The organism is Pseudoalteromonas obscura (genome assembly GCF_030135505.1).
In the GTDB taxonomy this organism is placed as follows: Bacteria; Pseudomonadota; Gammaproteobacteria; order Enterobacterales; family Alteromonadaceae; genus Pseudoalteromonas; species Pseudoalteromonas obscura.
The window spans coordinates 137,000-159,371 of sequence record NZ_JASJUT010000003.1 but is presented as its reverse complement, the minus strand read 5'-3'; the positions used below and the strand labels follow the sequence as shown (position 1 = coordinate 159,371).

Sequence of the window (22,372 nt, the reverse complement as noted above, 5' to 3'; positions counted from 1 at the left end):
TGATGTAATGAGTTGATTATTGAAAAGAGAGTTAAAATTTTTTGACAAAAAAACCCAGCGATAGCTGGGCTTTTATTATTTTAAAGCTTGTTAAATCTTACAAGCACCGCCTTCGCAGCCATCATCTTCTGGCTCAGGCTTCAACTCGTCTTGTGCATCGGCTGCACCATCGCGAGTATTATGGTAGTAAAGTGTTTTAACACCAAGCTTGTATGCTGTTAGTAAGTCTTTTAGTAACAGCTTCATTGGTACTTTACCGCCTTCAAACTTAGTTGGATCATAGTTTGTGTTTGCAGAAATAGTTTGGTCGACAAACTTTTGCATAATACCAACTAGACCTAGGTAACCATCATTTGAAGGAATATCCCATAGCAATTCATATTGATCTTTAAGCTTTTCGTACTCAGGTACAACTTGCTTTAAGATACCGTCTTTACTTGCTTTTACGCTGATATGGCCTCGAGGTGGTTCAATACCATTCGTTGCGTTAGAGATTTGAGAAGAGGTCTCTGAAGGCATCAGTGCTGATAGCGTAGAGTTTCTCATTCCATACTCTTGGATACTTGCTCTTAGCGAATCCCAATCAAGGTGTAACGGCTCATCACAAATTGCATCGATGTCTTTTTTGTAAGTATCGATTGGCATAATACCTTGTGAATACGTCGTCTCATTGAACATAGGGCAAGCACCGCGCTCTTTTGCTAGTTCGTTTGACGCTTTCATTAAGTAGTACTGAATTGCTTCAAATGTTTTGTGTGTTAGGGCATTTGCGCTGCCATCTGAGTATTTCTTACCATTTTTAGCAAGGTAGTAAGCGTAGTTGATAACACCAATACCTAGCGTACGACGTCCCATTGTTGCTGTGTGCGCTGCTGGCACTGGGTAATCTTGGAAATCAAGTAGGTTATCAAGTGCACGAACCGCTAGCTCAGCAAGTTCTTCAAGCTCTGAAAGGTCGTTAATCGCGCCTAAGTTAAATGCAGACAAGGTACACAGTGCGATTTCGCCTTCTGCATCATTTACATTATTTAGTGGCTTAGTAGGAAGCGCTATTTCCAAACATAAGTTTGATTGACGGATTGGCGCAACTTTTGAGTCAAATGGGCTATGTGTATTACAGTGGTCAACATTTTGTAAGTAAATACGACCAGTACTAGCACGCTCTTGCGCGAACATTGAAAACAGTTCAATCGCTTTGATGCGTTTTTTACGAATAGACTCGTCTTGCTCGTATTTTAGGTATAGCTCTTCGAATAGTGCTTGATCTTCGAAGAATGCATCATATAGCCCCGGAGTATCAGACGGGCTGAATAGGGTAATGTAGTCATCTTTTAATAGACGCGTATACATCGTTTTATTGAATTGTACGCCGTAGTCTAAGTGACGAACACGGTTTTCTTCAACACCACGGTTGTTTTTCAGAACAAGTAGGTTTTCTACTTCTAAATGCCACAATGGGTAGAATAGTGTTGCAGCGCCACCACGCACACCGCCTTGTGAACAGCTTTTTACTGCTGTTTGGAAGTGCTTGTAGAATGGAATACAGCCAGTATGGAAAGCTTCACCGTTACGAATAGGGCTACCTAGCGCACGAATACGGCCGGCATTAACACCAATACCAGCTCGCTGGCTCACATACTTCACGATTGCAGAAGAAGTTGCATTGATTGAGTCCAAGCTATCATCACACTCGATTAGTACACATGAACTAAACTGGCGCGTAGGTGTGCGTACACCCGCCATAATAGGCGTTGGTAATGAAATTTTAAATTGTGAAACTGCGTCGTAAAAACGCTTAATATAGTCAAGACGAGTTTCTTTTTCATAATCTGAGAACAGGCTTGCTGCAACTAGCATGTATAGAAACTGCGCGCTCTCATAGATTTCACCTGTCACACGGTTTTGTACCAGGTATTTACCTTCAAGCTGTTTAACCGCAGCGTAGCTGAATGTCATATCGCGGCTGTGGTCGAGGTATTCATTTAGCTCGTTAAGCTCTTCACGGGTGTAGTCTTTCAATAGGTGTTCGTCGTAGCGCTTATCTTCAACCAGCTTGGCTACATGATCGTATAAATGTGGTGGCTCAAATTGACCGTAAGCTTTCTTTCTTAAATGGAACACTGCAAGACGTGCTGCTAGATATTGATAATCGGGTGTATCTTTTGAAATTAAATCAGCAGCTGCTTTAATGATTGTTTCATGGATATCTTCAGTACGGATCCCATCGTAAAATTGGATATGAGACTTCAATTCCACTTGAGAGACTGAAACATTGTCTAGGCCTTCGGCAGCCCAAGTTATCACACGATGGATTTTATCTAAATCAAGCGGCTCTTTACGACCGTTTCTTTTACTGACAGATAATTGTTGGTTCATAAGCTATGCCTGTATTCCCAAATTCTTATATTGGCTAGGAAATCACCACTAGATATGGTGCCTATTTGAAAGTGCATCACAAGATAGTGTGGTTATTTATATTTTGCAATAGAACAACTTCACTCAAATTGTGGATAACATTGGGATAAAATTAGCGTGTTAGTGTTTACTAACCTTCTGTTATCCACGAAGTCTGCGTGCGTAAAAAAATCAACTTCAGTTCGGTGATTTTTGTCTTTTTTTAACAAAAAAACTGAATGATTTTTTTATGTTCAATTTATTGCCCAATAAAGTGTAAGACACAATATGTAGTGTCTCAAATTATAATTTTTCACTATATGTGCGAAATTAACTCTTTTGGTTGCTTTAAGTTTAACTCGGCTTGCCAAGAAAGAGCTTCTTCAAGAGAAGGAATGAACCCCCATAAAGCAGTGACTGAGCGCATCTTCGCTGCTTTAGCTGCTTCTATATCACGTTGTGCATCACCAACATAAGTACACTGTGTTGCCGTGACACCAAGTTTTTCGGCTGCATATAGCAGTGGATCTGGGTGTGGTTTAGCAACTTTTAGCGTATCTCCACACACAACTGCTTTAATGTCTTTTAATGCATCTATTTTTGCAAGAAGTGGGAAAGTCAAAAACTCAGGCTTGTTTGTGACTATACCAACAGCGATATTTTGCTCATACAACGATTTTAGCATGTCGGTAATACCGTCAAAGCAATGGCTGTGAACAGAAATATTTTGTTCATAATAGTCTAAGACTTGCTTCCTTAAAGAAGCAAAGTCGTAGTCGACCAGTTTGTCTTTAAAGCCTACTTCTAATAGGGCTTTTACTCCATTAGAGATTGCGGGGCTATATTCATTTTTGGGTAAAGTCGGTAATCCATGCTCTTCGAGCACGTGATTTAATGCAGCCCCGAGGTCGTCACTGGTATCTAATAGCGTACCATCTAAATCGAACAGAACGGCTTTGGTCATGCTAATTTCTCAAAGTGAAGTAAGTAGTTCACACTGACATCTTTGGTCAGCGTAAATGTCTTAGTGAAAGGGTTATAACTGATACCAGCAGCGTTGCGTACTTTTAAACCATGTTCTTCGGCCCACCCAATTAGCGTCGACGGTCGAATGAATTTGTTGTGATCATGAGTGCCTTCAGGCACCATTTTTAATACTTTTTCGGCAGCGACCACAGCAAGTAAGTAGGCTTTGTGTGTTTTATTTAAAGTAGAGAAAAAGACACTGGCCCCGGGTTTTGCTGCCTGTGCAACGGCGCCAATAATCGCTGCTGGATCTGGCACGTGTTCTAGCATTTCCATACAAGTGACGACATCAAATTCTTCTGTATGTTGCTGCGCAAATACTTCGGCGGGGATCTTTTGATAATCCACATCTATTCCGCTTTCTAGACTGTGCAATTTGGCTACGTTTAGTGGTTCTTGACCCATGTCGATACCTGTGGCTTGTGCCCCAAGTTTTGCCATGCTTTCTGTTAGGATCCCGCCTCCGCAACCGACATCTAGTACTTTTTTAGAAAACAAGCCTGCGCTTTTATCATTAATAAAGTCCAATCTCAATGGGTTGATGTCATGTAGCGGTTTAAATTCTCCCTCGGTATCCCACCATCGCTCAGCGATTTCTTCAAATTTTGCGATTTCTTGGTGATCTACATTTTGATGTTCGGTCATAAAAAGCTTCCTCGTTTATCTGGGCGCATTGTATTGGCTATTTATAAAAATACCAGACATTTTACGACTGCAAATTGAATTTAACTGTGTTACTATCGGCAGCCGAATAAATAATAACTTAACCCTTTGTTGCTAATAGTTTGACACAAAAGGGCAAGACTCTGAAGGAAAGTGGTATCAAATGACTGATCTCGCCAATGAAATCCTCCCGGTCAATATTGAAGATGAATTGAAAAATTCATACCTAGATTACGCGATGAGTGTAATTGTAGGGCGTGCATTGCCAGACGTACGTGACGGACTAAAACCAGTTCACCGTCGTGTACTTTTCGCAATGAACGAGCTACGTAATGACTGGAATAAACCTTATAAAAAATCAGCTCGTGTAGTCGGTGACGTCATCGGTAAATACCACCCTCATGGTGATAGTGCAGTATACGATACTATCGTACGTATGGCGCAGCCGTTTTCTTTGCGCTATATGTTGGTAGACGGCCAAGGTAACTTCGGTTCTGTAGATGGTGACTCAGCTGCAGCAATGCGTTATACCGAAGTACGTATGGCTAAAATGTCTCACGAACTACTTGCTGATTTAGAGAAAGAAACTGTTGATTATGTGCCAAACTACGATGGTACTGAGCAAATTCCCGATGTATTGCCGACCAAGGTTCCAAACTTATTGGTAAACGGTTCATCAGGTATCGCAGTTGGTATGGCGACAAATATTCCGCCACACAATCTAACAGAAGTTATCAATGGCTGTTTGGCTATTATTCAAAATCCAGATCTCACCATTGAAGAGCTAATGGAATATATCCCTGGCCCTGATTTCCCAACTGCGGCAATTATCAGTGGTAAAAAAGGGATTGAGCAAGCTTATAAAACGGGTCGTGGTAAAGTTTATATCCGCGCACGTGCTGAGATTGAGACGGACGAAAAAACGGGCAAAGAAACAATCATTGTCCATGAGATCCCGTATCAAGTAAACAAAGCGCGTCTTATTGAAAAAATCGCCGAGTTAGTAAAAGATAAAAAAGTTGAAGGGATCAGTGCATTACGTGATGAGTCGGATAAAGACGGAATGCGTATTGTCATTGAGATCAAGCGTGGAGAAGTGGGAGAGGTTGTATTAAATAACCTATACGCTCAAACGCAGCTTCAAACTGTGTTCGGTATGAACATGGTTGCGCTAGACAATAACCAGCCCAAGTGTTTCAACTTAAAAGAAATGCTAGAGGCGTTTGTTATCCACCGTCGCGAAGTTGTGACACGTCGTACTGTATTTGACTTGCGTAAAGCAAGAGACAGAGCACATACACTTGAAGGCTTGGCAATCGCCCTTGCGAATATAGATCCTATTATCGAACTTATTCGAAAGTCACCAACTCCATCAGAGGCCAAGGCTGCGTTGACTTCACGCGCATGGGAGCTAGGTTCAGTAGCACCCATGTTAGAGCGTGCTGGTGAGCAAAATGTTGCTAGACCTGACTGGTTAGCGGATGAACTTGGTATTAGAGATGGTCAGTACTATCTATCCGAGCAACAGGCACAAGCAATTCTAGACTTACGCTTACATAAGCTAACCGGTCTTGAGCATGAGAAGATCTTAGGTGAGTACCAAGAGCTTCTTGATTTGATTGCAGAGCTACTATTTATTCTTTCTTCACCAGAGCGTCTAATGGAAGTTATCCGTGACGAATTGGTTGAAATTAAAGAAGTATACGGCGATGAACGCCGGACAGAAATCACAGCAGCCGCTCATGACATCAGCTTAGAAGACCTGATTAACGAAGAAGACGTTGTAGTAACGCTTTCACACGAAGGGTATGTAAAGTACCAGCCATTATCAGATTACGAAGCACAGCGCCGTGGTGGTAAAGGTAAAGCGGCGACTAAGATGAAAGATGAAGACTTTATCGAGCGTCTACTTGTTGCCAATACCCATGACACGATATTGTGCTTCTCGACAGCGGGCCGACTGTATTGGCTAAAAGTTTATCAACTCCCATTGGCGTCGCGTCAAGCACGTGGTAAGCCGATAGTAAACTTATTGCCATTGGAAGCTGACGAGCGAATTACGACAATTCTTCCAGTTCGAGAATACGAAGAAGACAAATATGTCTTGATGGCAACAGCAAATGGTACTGTTAAGAAGACGCCATTGACTGCCTACAGTCGACAGCGTGCAAGTGGTATCATTGCAATCAATCTTAATGAAGGTGACAACCTAATTGGTGCAGATATCACTGATGGCAGCAATGACATCATGCTATTTACTGATCACGGTAAGGTTGTACGTTTCAATGAAAAGTTACGCGACTCTGAGACTGGTGAAGTGAAACTTGACCCTGAAACGGGTGAAGAAATGTTAGCCTTGCGTCCAATGGGTCGTACTGCGACCGGTGTTCGTGGTATCAAGATGCCTGACGGCGTGAAAGTTGTGTCTTTAATTGTACCAAAGAATGATGGTGCAATTTTGACTGTAACAGAAAACGGTTATGGTAAACGCACTCCTCTTGATGAGTACCCAGCTAAGAGTCGTGCTACACAAGGTGTTGTATCTATCAAAGTTACTGAGCGTAATGGTAACGTGGTTGGTGCAGTCCAAGTAGAAGATAACAATGAGATTATGCTTATCTCTAACCGTGGTACTTTGGTTAGAACACGCGTAAATGAAGTCTCTACAGTTGGTCGTAACACGCAAGGTGTTATTTTGATCCGTACTATAGAAGACGAGCAAGTTGTTGGGCTTCAGCGCATCGAAGAAATTGAAGTAGATGACATAGAAGACGCCGTTGTAGATGATGCAACTGGCGAAGAAGCACCACCAAGTGCACCAGAACAAGATTCTGAATAATACAAAAGCGGCTTAGGCCGCTTTTTTATTAAAAAAATTCAACCAACCAAGATGATTTAGTCCAGAATTTTGTTTTATCTGACCCCGTATTTGATGTAAATTCATAGATTGAAAATTTTATTTCCGTGTCGCGCTGTACAAACTTTATTTGTGCTATTTGAGCGACACGTTTTATTTGGAATGAGGAAAATATGACTGTTTATAACTTTTGTGCAGGTCCTGCTATGTTGCCACCCGCCGTTATGGAGAAAGCGCAAGCTGAGTTCATTAACTGGCAGGGGTTGGGCGTATCTGTTATGGAGATCAGCCACCGTTCAAAGCCATTTTTAAAACTGGCAGAAGAATGTGAAGCGAGCCTGAGAAGGTTAATGAATATCTCGGATGAATTTGAAGTGTTATTCATGCATGGTGGTGGTAGAGGGCACTTTTCAGCTGTGCCTTTGAATCTGCATTTAGATAATGCGCCTGGCGTGTATGTAGAAAATGGCATTTGGTCTGTGGGTGCGACCAAAGAGGGCGCTAAATTTACACAAGTAGAATCAGTTGACATTCGCACCGACAAAGATGGTCAATTTGATATTTTGCCAGTGTCAGAATGGCCACTACCACAAAACGCATCATTTATTCATTATTGCCCAAATGAAACCATTGATGGTATAGAAATATTTGAAGTACCTAAGCATCCTACAGCACCTATTGTTGCCGATATGTCTTCAATGATTCTCTCTCGCGAAATCAACGTAGATGATTTTGATTTGATTTATGCTGGCGCGCAAAAGAATATTGGTCCTTCAGGTTTAAGTATCGCAATTATTCGAAAGTCGTTACTTGAAAGAGAAGGCCTGCCAAAGCCTGCAATTTTAGATTATGCCATCGAAGCAAAGCAAAATAGCATGTACAACACACCCCCAACTTATGCTTGGTATTTAGCAGCCGAAGTATTTAAGTATCTAGAGACAATTGGCGGTGTGCCAGCGATGGAGAAACATAACAAAGAAAAAGCTGCGCTTTTATACGACTATATTGATAGCTCTGACTTTTACTACAACAAAGTGGCTGAGTCTTGTCGTTCATTGATGAACGTCCCATTTTGGTTAAAAGATGATGCCTTAAATGACACCTTCCTGCAGCAAGCCGAAGAGCACGGTTTAATGGCACTTGAAGGCCACCGGTTTGTTGGTGGTATGCGTGCTAGCATCTACAATGCGATGCCAAAAGAAGGTATCGAAGCACTTATCGCATTTATGAAAAAGTTCGCCAAGGAGCATAGTTGATGGAACAGTTACCTTTAAAACCAATTAAAAAAGTGTCAGGTTCAGTTACATTACCGGGCTCAAAAAGTTTATCGAACCGTATTTTATTGCTCGCTGCATTGTGTGACGGCGTCACTGAAGTGCGCAATTTACTTGATAGCGATGATATTCGTCATATGCTCGCTGCACTTGACGTTATGGGTGTTAAAGTTGAACTAAACGACGACAAAACGGTTGCACTGGTGCACGGTAATGGCGGACAGTTTAAAACGCCATCTGAACCTTTGTTTTTAGGTAACGCTGGCACTGCATTTCGACCATTAACAGCTGTTTTGGCCGCGACACAAGGTAAGTTCACGCTTACGGGTGAGCCGAGAATGGAAGAGCGCCCAATTGGTCACCTTGTTGATGCTTTGGATGCACTCGGGGCAGATGTTACTTATCTTAAAAATGAACACTACCCTCCATTAGATATTGTAGGCAAAAAGCTGCAAGGTGGAACAGTTGAAATTGACGGAAGTATCTCAAGTCAGTTTTTAACTGCATTGTTGATGGCAGCGCCGATATTTGATGGAGACAGTGAGATTAAAATCTCTGGAGAGTTGGTCTCCAAGCCTTATATTGATATTACGTTAGGTGTTATGAGGCAGTTCGGTGTCGTCGTTGAACACGATAACTACCAAGTATTCTATGTCAAAGGGCAACAGGGTTATACATCGCCTAAAAGTATAATGGTTGAAGGCGATGCGTCGTCTGCTTCTTACTTTGTTGCGGCTGCTGCTATTGCTGGTGGTGAAATCGAGATCAATGGTGTAGGTAAATCGAGCGTTCAAGGTGATATTGGCTTTGCAAAAGTAATGGAACAAGTGGGTGCGAAAATTGAGTGGTTTGACGAGAAGCTTATTGTCAAAAAAGGCCAGTTAATGGGGGTGGATATTGATGCAAATGCGATCCCGGATGCGGCTATGACACTTGCAACAGTGGCATTATTTGCAGAAGGTAAAACAGCTATTCGCAATATTTACAACTGGCGAGTTAAAGAAACGGACCGGTTATATGCCATGGCGACAGAACTCCGTAAAGTTGGCGCTGAAGTTGTTGAAGGTGAGGACTTTATTGAAATTACGCCACCAGAAGAGTTTAAACTTGCAGAGATCGACACTTATAATGATCACCGGATCGCAATGTGCTTTTCAATGGTGTCTGTAGGTGGGCAGCCTGTCACCATCAATGACCCTGGGTGTACTGCCAAAACTTTCCCGACGTACTTTGACGTATTGGCATCAATTTCACATCATTAATTTTCTGTAAAAAGAGCGTGTTTCTTACACGCTCTCATACCTATAAAAGATACAAATTCGACAATAGAACAAAAAGTTACATGTTGATAAGGATCTATTCAGCAAACTTGCGTATAATGGGCGCCGATTTATATAAGGTGTGCATTTCAGGAGGTTTTAATGCAGGCTGCAATGCCCGTAATCACCGTAGACGGCCCAAGCGGTTCTGGCAAAGGGACTGTTTGTCGCTTGTTGGCTGAGAAACTAAATTGGGATGTATTAGATAGTGGCGCAATATATCGCGTGTTATCTATTGCAGTGTTACATCACCAAATTGCTCTGGATAATGAAGAAGCGCTTGTGCCTCTGGCTGCGAATCTTGATGTCCAATTTGTGATTGATAGTGCGTCAAAGAAGTCTAAAATCGTACTAGAAGGTGAAGATGTAACGAACACTATTCGAAACGAAGAAGTAGGTGCCACAGCGTCCAAAATAGCAATGCTTCCACGCGTTAGGGAAGCGCTCCTTCGCAGGCAGCGTGCGTTCAGAACAGAAAACGGCCTTATCGCGGACGGCAGAGATATGGGTACTGTTGTTTTTCCATCAGCTGAATTAAAAATCTATCTTACAGCGAGTGCCGAAGAGCGAGCTAAGAGACGCTTTAATGAGTTGAAGGAAAAGGGCCTTGATGTTACAATTGAGGGCCTTTTAGAAGATATTAAAGCGCGTGATGAGCGAGATATGAATAGAAAGGTGGCGCCGCTAGTGCCAGCTGACGATGCTATTCATATTGATACCACGACTTTAGATGCTGACCAAGTGTACCAGCAAGTGCTTAAACTTGTTGATGAAGCTGTCTTGGCAGGTAAACTTCCAAAAGTTAGCTAATTTTTCATAGCACTGGCAGGGCTGCTGGTGTTTTTTTAACTACCCCATGCGGCATGGTTGCTTATTGGTACATTTATATATGAGACGTATTTAGTATGTCAGAAAATTTTGCGCAGTTATTTGAAGAAAGCCTAAAGGGTTTTGAAGCAGAGCAAGGCTCTATCGTTAAAGGTACTGTTATTTCAATCGAGAACAACATCGTTCTTGTTGATGCTGGCCTTAAGTCTGAAAGTGCAATCCCTGCAGAGCAATTCAAAAATGCTGCTGGTGAACTAGAAGTTGCTGTTGGCGACGAAGTAGACGTAGCACTAGACGCAATCGAAGACGGTTTCGGTGAAACTATCCTTTCTCGTGAGAAAGCGAAGCGTCACGAAGCTTGGATCCGTCTTGAGAAAGCATGTGAAGACCAAGAGACTGTTATCGGTGTTATCAACGGTAAAGTTAAAGGTGGTTTCACTGTTGAAGTTGATTCAATCCGTGCTTTCCTACCTGGTTCACTTGTTGATGTTCGTCCTGTACGTGACACTGCTCACCTTGAAGGTAAAGAGCTTGAATTCAAAGTGATCAAGCTTGACCAGAAGCGTAACAACGTTGTTGTTTCTCGCCGTGCAGTTATCGAATCTGAGAACTCACAAGAGCGTGAAGAACTTCTTGCTAACCTTGTTGAAGGTCAAGAAGTTAAAGGTATCGTTAAAAACCTTACTGACTACGGTGCATTCGTAGATCTAGGCGGTGTTGACGGTCTACTTCACATCACTGATATGGCTTGGAAGCGTGTTAAGCACCCATCTGAGATCGTAAATGTTGGTGACGAAATCGCTGTTAAAGTACTTAAATTCGACAAAGAGAAGACTCGTGTTTCTCTAGGTCTTAAGCAACTTGGCGAAGATCCTTGGGCAGCAATCGCTGGTCGTTACCCAGAAGGCGCTAAGCTTACTGGTCGCGTAACTAACCTAACTGATTACGGTTGTTTCGTTGAGATCGAAGAAGGCGTTGAAGGTCTAGTACACGTTTCTGAAATGGACTGGACTAACAAGAACATCCACCCTTCAAAAGTTGTTTCACTAGGTGATACTGTTGAAGTAATGGTTCTTGAAATTGACGAAGAGCGTCGTCGTATTTCTCTTGGTCTTAAGCAGTGTAAAGCTAACCCTTGGCAGGAATTTGCTCGTCTACAGAACAAAGGCGACCAAGTTACTGGTAAGATCAAGTCAATCACTGACTTCGGTATCTTCATCGGTCTTGACGGCGGCATCGACGGTCTTGTACACCTTTCTGACATCTCTTGGAACACTCCAGGCGAAGAAGCTGTACGTGAGTACAAGAAAGGCGACGAGATCACTGCAATCGTTCTTCAAGTTGACCCAGAGCGTGAGCGTATCTCACTAGGCGTTAAGCAAATCGAAGCAGATCCTTTCAATAACTACCTAGACGCAAACAAAAAAGGTGCTATTGTTAAAGGTAAAGTGACTGAAGTTGACGCGAAAGGCGCAACTGTAGAGCTTATTGAAGGTGTTGAAGGTTACATCCGTGTAGCTGACATCGCTCAAGAGCGCGTTGAAGATGCAACTTCTGTTGTTTCTGCAGGTGACGAAATTGAAGCTAAATTTGTAGGTGTTGACCGTAAGAACCGTGCGATCAGCCTATCAGTTAAAGCTATCTTCGAAGCTGAAGAGAAAGAAGCGCTAGAGAAGCTGAAGAAAGAAGAGCCTGCATTCGAAAATGCAATGGCAGCAGCTTTCAAAAATGCTCAAAAAGACTAATTTTTAAGTCTAATCAAGAAGGGCACTTTAGCCCTTCTTTTTTTATTTAAAGGAAACGTTATGACAAAGTCTGAATTAATAGAAAAACTTGCTGAACAGCATGCACATGTTCCTGTAAAAGACGTAGAAAATGCAGTAAAAGAAGTTTTAGAACAAATGGCGGGTTCACTATCTGGTTCTGATAGAATTGAAATCCGTGGCTTTGGCAGTTTCTCTCTGCACTATCGCTCACCTAGAACTGGTCGTAACCCTAAAACAGGCGAAACGGTTGAACTAGATGGTAAGTATGTGCCACATTTTAAACCTGGTAAAGAATTAAGAGATCGCGTTAACGCCAGTCTCGAAGGGTAATTGGAGTACCTAGTTTGGTTCGAGTTGTAAAAAAGGGACTACTTTTGGTGTTGCTTTTAGTGGCGTTTGTAGTAGGCACACAAAATCCGAATGTTGTTGAAGTAAACTTTATCGTTGCAAGTGCCGAAATGCCGTTAGCGACACTACTGAGTTTATGTCTATTTACAGGTATAATTCTTGGTGTTTTGTTTAACTTGGGCTCAATAGTAAGGTTAAAACGAAAGAATAGTCAGTTACATAAAACAAATAACTTATTATTGAATAAAGATCAAAGCCACCCATGATCGAGCTTTTGTTCTTGCTGCTTCCTGTTGCCGCTGCTTATGGTTATGTAATGGGAAAGAACAGTGCTAAAAATTTGGCACATGAGCAAAATAGAAAAATCACATCTGAATACAGTAAAGGCCTGAAATTCTTACTTGATAGAGAAGAAGATCAGGGTCTTGAGCATTTAATTAAATTATTAGAAGTATCCGCAGACTCCGTAGAGCACTACCTCACTTTGGCCACGCTGTTTAGAAAACGCGGCGAATTGGATAGAGCAATTAAAATCCATGAACTTCTTATAGAACAGCCCAATTTAGACATTGAGTTGGTAAAGTCATGTCGGCTTGAACTTGCAAAAGATTATATAATGGCAGGTTTGTTAGATGGGGCTGAATCAAATTTAGTTGTTTTGGTTAAAGCTGGTTTTGAAGATGCATTGGAACCCATGATTCAGCTGTACTCACAAACACGGGATTGGCAAAAAGGGGTGAATATGTATGAGGCGTATTCAGAACTTTTTAGCGATAAAGCAAGCTGTGCAGCGATAGCAAACTTCTATTGTGAAGTTGCCCTTGAGTCCAGTGATACTCAATATTTGGAGAGGGCAACCAAGCTTAACCATCAGGCGATCAGGCCACTTTATGAGCTTGGTTTAGACGCGCATGAGCGCCAAGACAATGTTAAAGCCATTTACTATTGGCGAAAGTTAACTTCTGAGTTTCCTCAAATTGCCCCTCTTGTTGTTCATGACCTTCAATCTTGCTATGCATCTTTAAATATTTCAGATGACTTTTATGGGTTGATTGAAGAGCTATTACCTAACGCTGGTGTAACGATAAAAATAAAACACTGTCAGGGGTTAGTAGAATCTGGAAGAGTAGCTGAAGCGATAGAGTTTTTAACTGATAGTTTAAAAAGAGAGCCTTCAATTAGAGGCTTTAGTTATCTATTACAGTTATTGAGTACCAAAAATGTAAAGATCCAAGATGTGCTAGAAGAGATAGATCATCTAGTGACATCTTATATATCCACAAAACCTGACTATCAGTGCAATAAATGTGGCTTTACGAGCCATAAGCTATACTGGTTATGCCCATCTTGTAAGACTTGGGAGTCAGTTGTACCAAGTCGGGGATTAGATGGATATTAATATTGTATGTGATTCTTTTAAAAGAAAATTAAGGTAATTATGTCAAATATTGAACTAAAAAAAGTGCTAATTGCATTGGATTACGATGACGAAAATGCGGCGTTAGCGTTTGTGTCTCAGCTTTCTCCAAACGAGTGTAGACTAAAAGTAGGTAAAGAGATGTTTACTTATTTTGGACCTCAGTTTGTTAAAAAGCTGGTAGACCTTGGATTTGACGTATTTCTAGACCTGAAGTTCCACGACATTCCGAATACGGTTGCAAAGGCCGTGACTGCGGCTGCAGAGTTGGGCGTATGGATGGTTAACGTGCATGCAAGCGGTGGCACTGAAATGATGAGTAAAGCGAAAGAAGCTTTAAGCAAATATGGTGAAAAAGCGCCATTACTTATCGCCGTAACCGTGCTGACCAGTATGGATCAAGCTCAGCTTGATAAGTTAGGAATTGATAAAACACCGCAAGAGCAAGTGCTCTACCTTGCAAAACTTGCTAAAGAGTCGGGATTAGATGGCGTTGTTTGTTCTGCTCAAGAAGCTGAATCTCTCAAGGCTGAGCTAGGTAGCGAGTTTAAGTTGATCACTCCCGGTATTAGACCAGCAGGTAGTGATGCAGGTGATCAAAAGCGTATTATGACACCTGCAAAAGCAATCGCAGCTGGCAGTGATTATTTGGTTATTGGCAGACCAATTACCAAAGCAGAAGATCCTGCTCAGGCGCTTCGAGAGATTAACCAGAGTATTGCTTAAACAAAATCAGATTTTTGGTTAAGGCTAATTCCAGCCTTAACCCTTTTCCTCATAAACTCTTCCGGATATTTAAATCTAATCTCTTTGTTGATACGTATATCTCTGTCAAATATTGATTTTACGGGCAGGGTACTAACGCGTCATGAGCAATGCACTATATTGGTTTACCGATGATCTAAGGCTTCAAGATAATCTTACCTTAAACTCAACCCTTTACGCGTGTAAAAACATCCTTTTTATTTATGTGTTTGACCAAGCGCTCTTTATGCCGACCAACTATAGTCATGTTCACCTTGGTCCAAAGCGGGAGCAGTTTATAAACGACAGCCTAATTGATATAGCTGAGCAGCTGCAACAATTGGGGTATGAGTTACATGTGTTTCAAGGAAATTCAAGGGATGTATTAAATCAAGTAATCGAACAGACAGATATAGACATAGTGGGCTGTCATGCAGGAGCAGGGTATTATGAGCAAGCATTACTGAGTGATATAAAATCTGATAATGGGTGTGTACGTTTTATACATCAGCACAACAACTTGTTGTTTGGTCCTCAGCAGTTGAATGACCAAGATTTGAGTGGCTCTTTTTCAAAATTTAGGAAAAAGGTGGACAAATTAGCTACCACTGAGCCAACAGAAGATGTTTTTTCGGATACGTTACCATTACCCTTAAATTTAAAAGTTTTTAATTCAAAAAACTATCAACTGGAAAGTCAATACTCAATAGGTCATCACCAATTTATAGGAGGAGAACGAGCAGCTCAAAATCACCTTGAGGAATACTTTTCAAAACCAGCGGCTTCCACATATAAGCTGACTCGAAATGCATTAGATGGAAAATACAGTTCAACTAAATTTAGCCCTTACCTGTGTGTTGGCAACTTGTCACCAAGGCAAATAATTAACCATTTAATGCAGTATGAAAAAGAGAATGGAACAAATGAGTCAACCCAATGGATACGATTTGAGTTGATGTGGAGAGATTTCTTCCATCATAAAGCCATGTTAAAAGGTCCAATGTTGTTCAAGTTTTCAGGCGCGCAGGGTGTTCGCCCCTTGACAAGTTATTACCCTCAGCGATTTAAAAGCTGGTGTTGCGGTACAACTCAGTACCCACTCGTGAATGCTTTTATGAAGGAGTTAAATGAGACAGGATTCATGTCTAATCGAGGTAGGCAAATAGTTGCTAGCTGTTTGGTCAACGAGCTTCAAGTAGATTGGCGTTATGGTGCAGCGTATTTCCAACAGCAACTGATTGACTATGATGTTGCTTCAAATTGGGGGAACTGGCAGTACATTGCAGGTGTTGGCGATGACCCCAGAGGTGGTCGGCATTTCAATATCGAAAAACAAACTCAAATGTATGATCCTGATGGATCTTTTCAAAAGAAATGGCTCTGCGGATCAGAACCAAGTCTGGTAGATGTAGATATGGTCGATTGGCCAGTAATGAGAACCGACAATGGGCGTTAGTCTAGTGTGGTTAAAGAGAGATCTGCGACTCAAGGATCATGCTGCATTGCACAAAGCTACTCAATCGGGTAGTCCAGTTTTACTTTTTTACTGCTTTGAACCTAATGTAGTAAAAGATAAGCATACATCACGCCGCCACCTTAGGTTTATTACACAGTCGCTAGAAGACATCGCACAAAATATCCCTTCTGGAAGTTTGTATTGTGCCTACGGAGAAATCCTAGACGTGCTAGAGCAGATCAACCAACAGGTGGGTATTGATGGCTTATATTCCCATCAAGAGATTGGACTTGGTTTAACATTTGATAGAGATAAGCAGGTCTCTCAGTGGTGCGATGAATGTGATATTACTTGGTTAGAGTTTCCTCAAGGGGCGGTGGTCCGGGGTCTTACAATGCGAACTTACTGGGACAAACATTGGCAACAAGTGATGCGCGGCCAGCTATACGACGTCGATTGCAATCAGGTTAATTGGTTTTCAGGAGGTAACCATTTCAACAGACATGTTGATTTAGCACGCTTTAAATATGAAGAAGATGCAGCTGATTTTCAAAAAGGTGGAGAAACTCAAGCTTGGTATGTGATCGACTCTTTTTTTGACTATCGGGGGAAGGAGTATGCTTTTTCTTTGTCGAGCCCTGAAAAGTCGCAGAAACACTGTTCTAGGCTATCGGCTCATCTGGCCTGGGGGAATGTGAGCTTGAAACAGGTATACCAATCGGTTTTGGCTAATTGGAAGAAGCCACAATGGCGGCGCTCACTCGTCGCTTTTACATCGAGGCTACATTGGCACTGTCATTTCATTCAGAAATTTGAGAGCGAGTGCGAGATGGAGTTTAGGTGTGTTAACCGCGCCTTTGAGGGCATGCCAAGGATTGCAGGTGATCAATTCACCGTGAGGCTTCGGGCTTGGGAAACTGGGCATACCGGTATACCTATGGTTGATGCTTGCATGCGAAGCTTAATCAAAACAGGATACTTAAACTTTAGAATGCGAGCCATGTTGGTGAGTTTTTTATGCCACCACTTAGAGCTAGATTGGCGAGCGGGAGTTGCGCATTTAGCCAAATTATTTTTAGATTTTGAACCCGGGATCCACTACAGCCAGTTTCAAATGCAAGCTGGCGTCACAGGGATAAATACCATACGGATCTACAATCCAGTTAAACAGGGCCAAGAGAAAGATCCCGAGGGCATATTTGTCAAAAAATGGGTACCGGAACTGTCCAATATTCCAGCTCCTTTGGTGCACTCTCCTTGGGACTTATCGGAAATGGAGCAATTGATGTATGGCATTGAGATTGGTTCTGATTATCCGTCGCCGATTATAAATTTAAAAGAAAGTTATACCAAAGCACAAGCCTTGTTATGGCACTGGAAAAAACGAGAAGACGTCACAATGGAGTCGAAACGTATTTTGGCGACGCATGTAAGGGAAAGGTAATGCACAAGAAACTGAACTTACCTTCGAAAATTTGCCCTGTGTGCATGCGTTCATTTTACTGGCGGAAAAAGTGGGCAAGGGATTGGTCTAATGTAAAGTACTGTTCGAAACGCTGTGCGTTGAACCGCGTTAAAGAGAGTTAATAAATTATGGCTAAAACCTATCAAACGCTTCGACTTATATTGGGCGATCAACTCAACGCCAGTCATTCATGGTACAAGACTATAAATGACAGTACGTTGTACGTGATAGCAGAGTTGCACCAAGAGACAAGTTATGTGAAACACCATGTTCAGAAAGTCTGTGCATTTTTTGCCGCAATGCAGGAGTTCTCGCATGCGCTTAAAAAAGCGGGCCATCATGTTGTTCATTTAACGCTAGATGACACTCTGCCTCATGAGGATTTACCAGCGTTATTAGGTGCACTGTTTGAAAAATACGCGATAGAGACTTTTGAATATCAGCTGCCCGATGAGTATCGGCTCCGCACACAGCTGAGTGACTTTTGCGCGTACTGTAAATTGAGTACCCGAGGATATGAAACAGAGCACTTTTATTTATCCGATAGTGAATTAACGACCTATTTCAGCGCTGGAAAGAAGCACCGGTTGGAAGCTTTTTATCGAAAAATGCGGGTTAGGTTTAATATCCTTATGAATAATGGACAACCTGCGGGAGGAGAGTGGAATTTCGACACTAGTAACCGTAATAAACTAAAACAAAAAGATTTATCTCATATCCCAGAGCCTTTGGTGTTTGCAAATGATGTGAGTGATATATTTTCAAGAGTAAAAAAACATCAGATAAGCACCTTTGGAACCTACGAATCAAAATGTCTGTGGCCCATAACCAGGCAGCAAGCTAAGGCGCTTCTATTTTCTTTTTGTGAAACGCAACTCAGTAAATTTGGCTTTTTTCAAGATGCTATGACGTGTAAAGCAGATGATATGTATGTGAAAAAACAATGGAGTTTGTACCACTCGAGATTGTCATTTGCAATGAATAGTAAAATTATCAGCCCAAAATTTGTTGTAGATACAGTCATAGCTTATTTTCATCAACATGAAGATGAAATAGATATTGCACAAGTAGAAGGTTTTATTAGGCAAATAGTTGGCTGGAGAGAGTTTGTACGCGGTATTTATTGGCTCAATATGCCGCGATATGGACAATTAAATACGCTTGCAGCAAAGCGAGACTTGCCAGTTTGGTTTTGGCATGGAGAAACCAAAATGAATTGTCAAAAACATGCTGTTAAACAATCCCTCGATTATGCCTATGCGCATCATATTCAACGTTTAATGGTGACAGGTAATTTTTGTTTGATTGCAGGTATTGAACCATCTCAAGTTGATGCATGGTATTTGGGTATATATATTGATGCGATTGAATGGGTAGAAATGCCAAACACTCGTGGTATGAGCCAGTTTGCTGATGGTGGTATTGTGGGCTCCAAAGCATATGCGGCAAGTGGTAACTATATCAACAAAATGAGCGATTACTGCTCCAGTTGCCACTACGAGATTAAATCTATAACAGGGCACAATGCTTGTCCACTTAACTCACTCTATTGGCATTTTATGCACGAACATGAGCAGCAGTTTTCTGCTAATCCTCGCAATCGAATGGTTTATGCAACGTGGCGCAAAAAGTCACCTGAACAACAAACTGAAATACTGCAGCATGCTTCAGGTCTTCTAGGCAACTTGGACAAGCTCTGATCACTGATGCTCGAAATATATTCTATAGGTACTTGACCAAATTGGATAATCTACTTCTGTCGCATAACAGATAAAGTCATCTGTTCTGGTGCCACTGACGTCGAGCAAATAGCGCAGCTTGTCTTTTTGAGCCGGTTGCAATTGGCTGTGTGCGAAGCGCTCTTCTAAAGATGTAATTTTAAGCTCGGGAAACTCAGGAAAACGCTCTGTCCATAAGTCACTGGCCTTGAGCTTACCTTCCTCTACTTTTTGGTTGCTGTGATAGCAGCCAATGTTTACCGTACTACATTTATCTATTTGCTTTTCAAGCAAAACAAGCATTGTGAGCTTTTTTGCTGGGTTTTTAATCGATAGGCTGGTGGAACTGCAAGGGCTGTTTTGATGTAAAGGGTTGACTACTTCGTCTGGGTTATTAAATACAAATGTGACGTAACAATTATTGCTAGGTAAAGGATCAAATACCAGCCCAGAATTACTAGGTGAATAAGTACTGAAAGCCTCGAGAAACCCAGCACTTGAATATTCTTTAGAGACGCCAAGTGTGAATTCGTTTGGCTGTAAAGTGCTAGTGCGCGTAATTGCAATGGGGCCTTTAAAATGCTCTGGGTGAGGGTGGGTGTAAAATTGCACGAAAGGTACCGCACCAACTTGTCGGTTTATACCGGATTTACTAATAAGTGCGACTTCTTGTAGATACCTTGGATCGTTCTGATTTTTGCGCAAAATATAGACGCAAAATATTTCTTCAACACTAAATTTTAAAAGTGCTTGTGCCGCTTTATATAGTTGAGCTTTATGGTTAGTGGTTTCGTTGTTGTCATCTATCTGGTGCAGTGGCGCAAGAATACGACGTTTTAAGTCAGCATGACTTTTCGCATTATTTTCAATACACTGAACAAACAAAGTAACAACTTGATTGACTTGGCTCATCAGTGACTGGGATAACATAGGGGAGAGTTTTTGTAATAGCTGTTTTAAGGCGTGAATACCTGGTAACTCAACGAGTACTTGCAATCCACTGTTCGCTTTACATGCAGAGAAAAATCGTTGGCTATTTGAGCGGTTATAATCTAAGTACTTTGTAAATCCGCCGATCGTTTGTGCATGATCGGGCAATGCATCTCGTACTGCGATAAAGGTTTTTTGGATCCTTTCTCCTAACCGGGTTAATTCTGTTCTGTCTTGTTGATTAAGTCCCATGCTCTCTGTATAACAAATTTTTCCTACAAGATTACATGGGACTGATTGGCTTTAAAAGTAAAATTTACATTTTACTATCAGTTTGTTAATTGCAAGGTTGGATATATGTCCATGGACCCCAATTACCTGAGTTAGCCGGGTTTTCTCCCTGTACCCACCAATTTGCTTCATAGACAGCACTATTGTGTGCAACTCGGTCACCTTTTAAGTAGACGGCATCAGGAGACCAAGTTGGTAAACCACCGCATCCTCCTGTAACCTCTCCAACTGTTACAAGTTTGCTGGATGTTGCAGATTCACCCTTGTTATTTTTTGCAACCAAAGTGATCGTGTACTGACCTTTTACAGCATAAGTATGTGTTGGTGATTGTAGGCTGCTCATAGCGCCATCACCGAAGTCCCATGAATACGTAACAGCTCCTGTACTTTGGTTTTGTAACGAGACGGTAAGGTTATTTTTAACGACGGTAAAATCAGCAACAGGAAGCGGGCCTGTTGAACCATCACATTTACCACTGGATTTCCATACATTGCTATATAGATCAGGTTGCGCACCTTGTGACCACCAAATCGCTTCATAGACTACACCATTAAATGTCACTTTATCACCTGGCGAGTAATTCTGTGTTGCTTGCCATTGCGCGGCGCAATCGGTCGGTTTACCGATAGTAACAAGCTTTGAAATACTGTCAGTCTGGCCTTTGGTATCAGTTACTGTCAAAGTAACGTTAAAACTACCTTCTGAATTATAATCATAGCTTGGATTTTCTAACGATGAAGAGGCATTACCTTGGCCAAATTGCCAATCGAAACCTGAGATGCCATTGTCATCTGTTGATTTACTCGTGAAGTTAACAGAAGTGCCATTCACTGTGTATGAGAAGTCTGCTACAGGCGGATTGTCTTCACCAATTCCGGTTTTTTGTTTGATCCAGTCGACATAGCTTGTAGTGCGCGTAAAAGCGGTTGCGCCTTGGCAAGCAATCCCCCAACTGACTGTGCCAATACTATAGAAGTCACTACCTACGCGCACGGCATACGGACCGCCACTGTCACCATTACAGGCTGAGCGACCACCCTCGCCACCACCACAAATTACTGAGCCTGGAATAGAGAAGTTTAGTAAGGAGCTACAGCTACTATTGCTAATTACCGGCAGTTCAGCTTCTCGCAATACATCGCTTGGTCTACCGCGATTTGAAGTAAGTCCCCAACCCGAGACAGTGACATAGTCACCTACATTTGCATATTGAGATTCAATGGCGGCAGTTGGTAGTTTTGCAGGGGTATACTGATTCGAGGCAGGAGAGTCTAGCTTCAAAAGTGCAATGTCGTAGCCCGAACGTATGCCGTTTGCACCGCGCCAACGTTCGTGATTGATAATCTGAGATACTCTGATAGATTGACCGTCACCACGACTAATTGAATGCGCACCAACGCGTACGGTTAAGCTCGAAGTTGAAGCACTGTCGAGGCAGTGTGCAGCTGTTAATACCCAATTAGGGCTGATCAGTGTTCCGCCGCATCCCTGACGGCCATTCATAAGTAGAGCAACTTGGTATGGTCTTGAGTAGGCTGGTGTTTCTATGCCACCAACCACGTTTGGTTGGACATCTGTAGGTGGTGAAGCATACGCATTAGCTGTCATTATTGTGAGCGCTGATAGGAGTAAATTAACCTTTTTCATGATGTATCGTTTCCTTTAATAGCTCGGAATTGAGCTAATATATGAATAATCTGAGATACACCTAGATTTCAAGATTTGCCCGATAAATAAACAGAGGTTTGACCACTTTGTTTCTAAATCAGATTGTTAATATTTGCATTAATTACAAACAATTGTGTGTAACAATAAATTTACAAAGGGGGTTGCGGTATTAGCTATAATTTTGGTGTGTGTGAAAAAGCGAGCCGC

General features: G+C 41.8%; 18 protein-coding genes. 13 read left to right on the top strand and 5 right to left on the bottom strand.

Features of this window, described 5'->3' with window-relative positions; translation table 11 throughout:
* Positions 1 to 90 precede the first annotated feature (90 nt).
* The 3 genes from nrdA to ubiG form a co-directional block, all read right to left on the bottom strand.
* A complete protein-coding gene (gene nrdA, locus QNM18_RS08660) occupies positions 91 to 2,376 on the bottom strand; it encodes a class 1a ribonucleoside-diphosphate reductase subunit alpha (RefSeq protein ID WP_211010121.1) in 2,286 nt (761 codons plus the stop codon).
* 334 nt (positions 2,377 to 2,710) lie between these two features.
* Positions 2,711 to 3,358: an HAD family hydrolase gene (locus tag QNM18_RS08655; protein ID WP_211010120.1), complete on the bottom strand. Its 648-nt coding sequence runs from the start codon at positions 3,356 to 3,358 to the stop codon at positions 2,711 to 2,713.
* Positions 3,355 to 4,065: a bifunctional 2-polyprenyl-6-hydroxyphenol methylase/3-demethylubiquinol 3-O-methyltransferase UbiG gene (gene ubiG, locus QNM18_RS08650; protein ID WP_211010119.1), complete on the bottom strand. Its 711-nt coding sequence runs from the start codon at positions 4,063 to 4,065 to the stop codon at positions 3,355 to 3,357. Before ubiG ends, QNM18_RS08655 begins: the two co-directional genes overlap by 4 nt.
* A gap of 181 nt (positions 4,066 to 4,246) precedes the next feature.
* On the opposite strand from ubiG, the gene gyrA reads away from it, so the two are divergent.
* The 13 genes from gyrA (at position 4,247) to QNM18_RS08585 (ending at position 19,257) form a co-directional block, all read left to right on the top strand.
* On the top strand, positions 4,247 to 6,922 hold the full coding sequence (gyrA, locus tag QNM18_RS08645) for a DNA gyrase subunit A (RefSeq protein ID WP_211010118.1): 2,676 nt from the start codon (positions 4,247 to 4,249) through the stop codon (positions 6,920 to 6,922).
* Positions 6,923 to 7,113: 191 nt separating this feature from the next.
* A complete protein-coding gene (gene serC / locus QNM18_RS08640; protein WP_284136912.1) occupies positions 7,114 to 8,196 on the top strand; it encodes a 3-phosphoserine/phosphohydroxythreonine transaminase in 1,083 nt (360 codons plus the stop codon).
* Positions 8,196 to 9,476 carry a 3-phosphoshikimate 1-carboxyvinyltransferase gene (gene aroA / locus QNM18_RS08635; RefSeq protein ID WP_284136911.1) on the top strand — a complete coding sequence of 427 codons (1,281 nt, stop codon included), beginning with the start codon at positions 8,196 to 8,198 and terminating at the stop codon, positions 9,474 to 9,476. Before serC ends, aroA begins: the two co-directional genes overlap by 1 nt.
* Before the next feature lie 159 nt (positions 9,477 to 9,635).
* The gene (gene cmk / locus QNM18_RS08630; RefSeq protein WP_023401702.1) at positions 9,636 to 10,343 is read left to right on the top strand and encodes a (d)CMP kinase; all 708 of its coding nucleotides are present in this window, start codon (positions 9,636 to 9,638) and stop codon (positions 10,341 to 10,343) included.
* A 95-nt stretch (positions 10,344 to 10,438) separates the two neighbouring features.
* Positions 10,439 to 12,106: a 30S ribosomal protein S1 gene (gene rpsA, locus QNM18_RS08625; RefSeq protein ID WP_023401703.1), complete on the top strand. Its 1,668-nt coding sequence runs from the start codon at positions 10,439 to 10,441 to the stop codon at positions 12,104 to 12,106.
* Positions 12,107 to 12,166: 60 nt separating this feature from the next.
* Positions 12,167 to 12,457, top strand: a complete 291-nt coding sequence (ihfB, locus tag QNM18_RS08620; RefSeq protein WP_023401704.1) for an integration host factor subunit beta — start codon at positions 12,167 to 12,169, stop codon at positions 12,455 to 12,457.
* A gap of 47 nt (positions 12,458 to 12,504) precedes the next feature.
* On the top strand, positions 12,505 to 12,741 hold the full coding sequence (locus tag QNM18_RS08615; RefSeq protein ID WP_349774890.1) for a LapA family protein: 237 nt from the start codon (positions 12,505 to 12,507) through the stop codon (positions 12,739 to 12,741).
* Positions 12,738 to 13,874 (top strand): lipopolysaccharide assembly protein LapB, encoded by a 1,137-nt coding sequence (lapB, locus tag QNM18_RS08610; protein ID WP_211010114.1) that lies wholly within the window; start codon positions 12,738 to 12,740, stop codon positions 13,872 to 13,874. Before QNM18_RS08615 ends, lapB begins: the two co-directional genes overlap by 4 nt.
* Before the next feature lie 39 nt (positions 13,875 to 13,913).
* Positions 13,914 to 14,618 (top strand): orotidine-5'-phosphate decarboxylase, encoded by a 705-nt coding sequence (pyrF, locus tag QNM18_RS08605; protein WP_211010113.1) that lies wholly within the window; start codon positions 13,914 to 13,916, stop codon positions 14,616 to 14,618.
* Positions 14,619 to 14,760: 142 nt separating this feature from the next.
* Positions 14,761 to 16,092: a DASH family cryptochrome gene (locus QNM18_RS08600; RefSeq protein WP_284136909.1), complete on the top strand. Its 1,332-nt coding sequence runs from the start codon at positions 14,761 to 14,763 to the stop codon at positions 16,090 to 16,092.
* Complete coding sequence (locus tag QNM18_RS08595; RefSeq protein WP_284136908.1) at positions 16,082 to 17,536, top strand: cryptochrome/deoxyribodipyrimidine photo-lyase family protein; 1,455 nt, start codon at positions 16,082 to 16,084, stop codon at positions 17,534 to 17,536. Before QNM18_RS08600 ends, QNM18_RS08595 begins: the two co-directional genes overlap by 11 nt.
* Positions 17,536 to 17,679 (top strand): DUF2256 domain-containing protein, encoded by a 144-nt coding sequence (locus QNM18_RS08590; protein ID WP_211010110.1) that lies wholly within the window; start codon positions 17,536 to 17,538, stop codon positions 17,677 to 17,679. The genes QNM18_RS08595 and QNM18_RS08590 overlap by 1 nt, the downstream gene beginning before the upstream one ends.
* 6 nt (positions 17,680 to 17,685) lie before the next feature.
* Positions 17,686 to 19,257 carry a cryptochrome/photolyase family protein gene (locus QNM18_RS08585; protein WP_284136907.1) on the top strand — a complete coding sequence of 524 codons (1,572 nt, stop codon included), beginning with the start codon at positions 17,686 to 17,688 and terminating at the stop codon, positions 19,255 to 19,257.
* Here the strand turns inward: QNM18_RS08585 and QNM18_RS08580 are convergent, their stop codons facing one another.
* Positions 19,258 to 20,457 (bottom strand): hypothetical protein, encoded by a 1,200-nt coding sequence (locus QNM18_RS08580; protein ID WP_284136906.1) that lies wholly within the window; start codon positions 20,455 to 20,457, stop codon positions 19,258 to 19,260. It lies immediately after the preceding gene.
* 85 nt (positions 20,458 to 20,542) lie between these two features.
* Positions 20,543 to 22,144, bottom strand: coding sequence for a trypsin-like serine protease (locus QNM18_RS08575; protein WP_284136905.1), 1,602 nt, complete (start codon positions 22,142 to 22,144; stop codon positions 20,543 to 20,545).
* Positions 22,145 to 22,372: the final 228 nt, after the last annotated feature.

Bases quoted from the DNA above. Each gene is read 5' to 3' on its own strand.
- nrdA (WP_211010121.1), bottom strand. From the start codon at position 2,376: ATGAACCAACAATTATCTGTCAGTAAAAGAAACGGTCGTAAAGAGCCG.
- QNM18_RS08655 (WP_211010120.1), bottom strand. From the start codon at position 3,358: ATGACCAAAGCCGTTCTGTTCGATTTAGATGGTACGCTATTAGATACC.
- ubiG (WP_211010119.1), bottom strand. From the start codon at position 4,065: ATGACCGAACATCAAAATGTAGATCACCAAGAAATCGCAAAATTTGAA.
- gyrA (WP_211010118.1), top strand. From the start codon at position 4,247: ATGACTGATCTCGCCAATGAAATCCTCCCGGTCAATATTGAAGATGAA.
- serC (WP_284136912.1), top strand. From the start codon at position 7,114: ATGACTGTTTATAACTTTTGTGCAGGTCCTGCTATGTTGCCACCCGCC.
- aroA (WP_284136911.1), top strand. From the start codon at position 8,196: ATGGAACAGTTACCTTTAAAACCAATTAAAAAAGTGTCAGGTTCAGTT.
- cmk (WP_023401702.1), top strand. From the start codon at position 9,636: ATGCAGGCTGCAATGCCCGTAATCACCGTAGACGGCCCAAGCGGTTCT.
- rpsA (WP_023401703.1), top strand. From the start codon at position 10,439: ATGTCAGAAAATTTTGCGCAGTTATTTGAAGAAAGCCTAAAGGGTTTT.
- ihfB (WP_023401704.1), top strand. From the start codon at position 12,167: ATGACAAAGTCTGAATTAATAGAAAAACTTGCTGAACAGCATGCACAT.
- lapB (WP_211010114.1), top strand. From the start codon at position 12,738: ATGATCGAGCTTTTGTTCTTGCTGCTTCCTGTTGCCGCTGCTTATGGT.
- pyrF (WP_211010113.1), top strand. From the start codon at position 13,914: ATGTCAAATATTGAACTAAAAAAAGTGCTAATTGCATTGGATTACGAT.
- QNM18_RS08600 (WP_284136909.1), top strand. From the start codon at position 14,761: ATGAGCAATGCACTATATTGGTTTACCGATGATCTAAGGCTTCAAGAT.
- QNM18_RS08595 (WP_284136908.1), top strand. From the start codon at position 16,082: ATGGGCGTTAGTCTAGTGTGGTTAAAGAGAGATCTGCGACTCAAGGAT.
- QNM18_RS08590 (WP_211010110.1), top strand. From the start codon at position 17,536: ATGCACAAGAAACTGAACTTACCTTCGAAAATTTGCCCTGTGTGCATG.
- QNM18_RS08585 (WP_284136907.1), top strand. From the start codon at position 17,686: ATGGCTAAAACCTATCAAACGCTTCGACTTATATTGGGCGATCAACTC.
- QNM18_RS08580 (WP_284136906.1), bottom strand. From the start codon at position 20,457: ATGGGACTTAATCAACAAGACAGAACAGAATTAACCCGGTTAGGAGAA.
- QNM18_RS08575 (WP_284136905.1), bottom strand. From the start codon at position 22,144: ATGAAAAAGGTTAATTTACTCCTATCAGCGCTCACAATAATGACAGCT.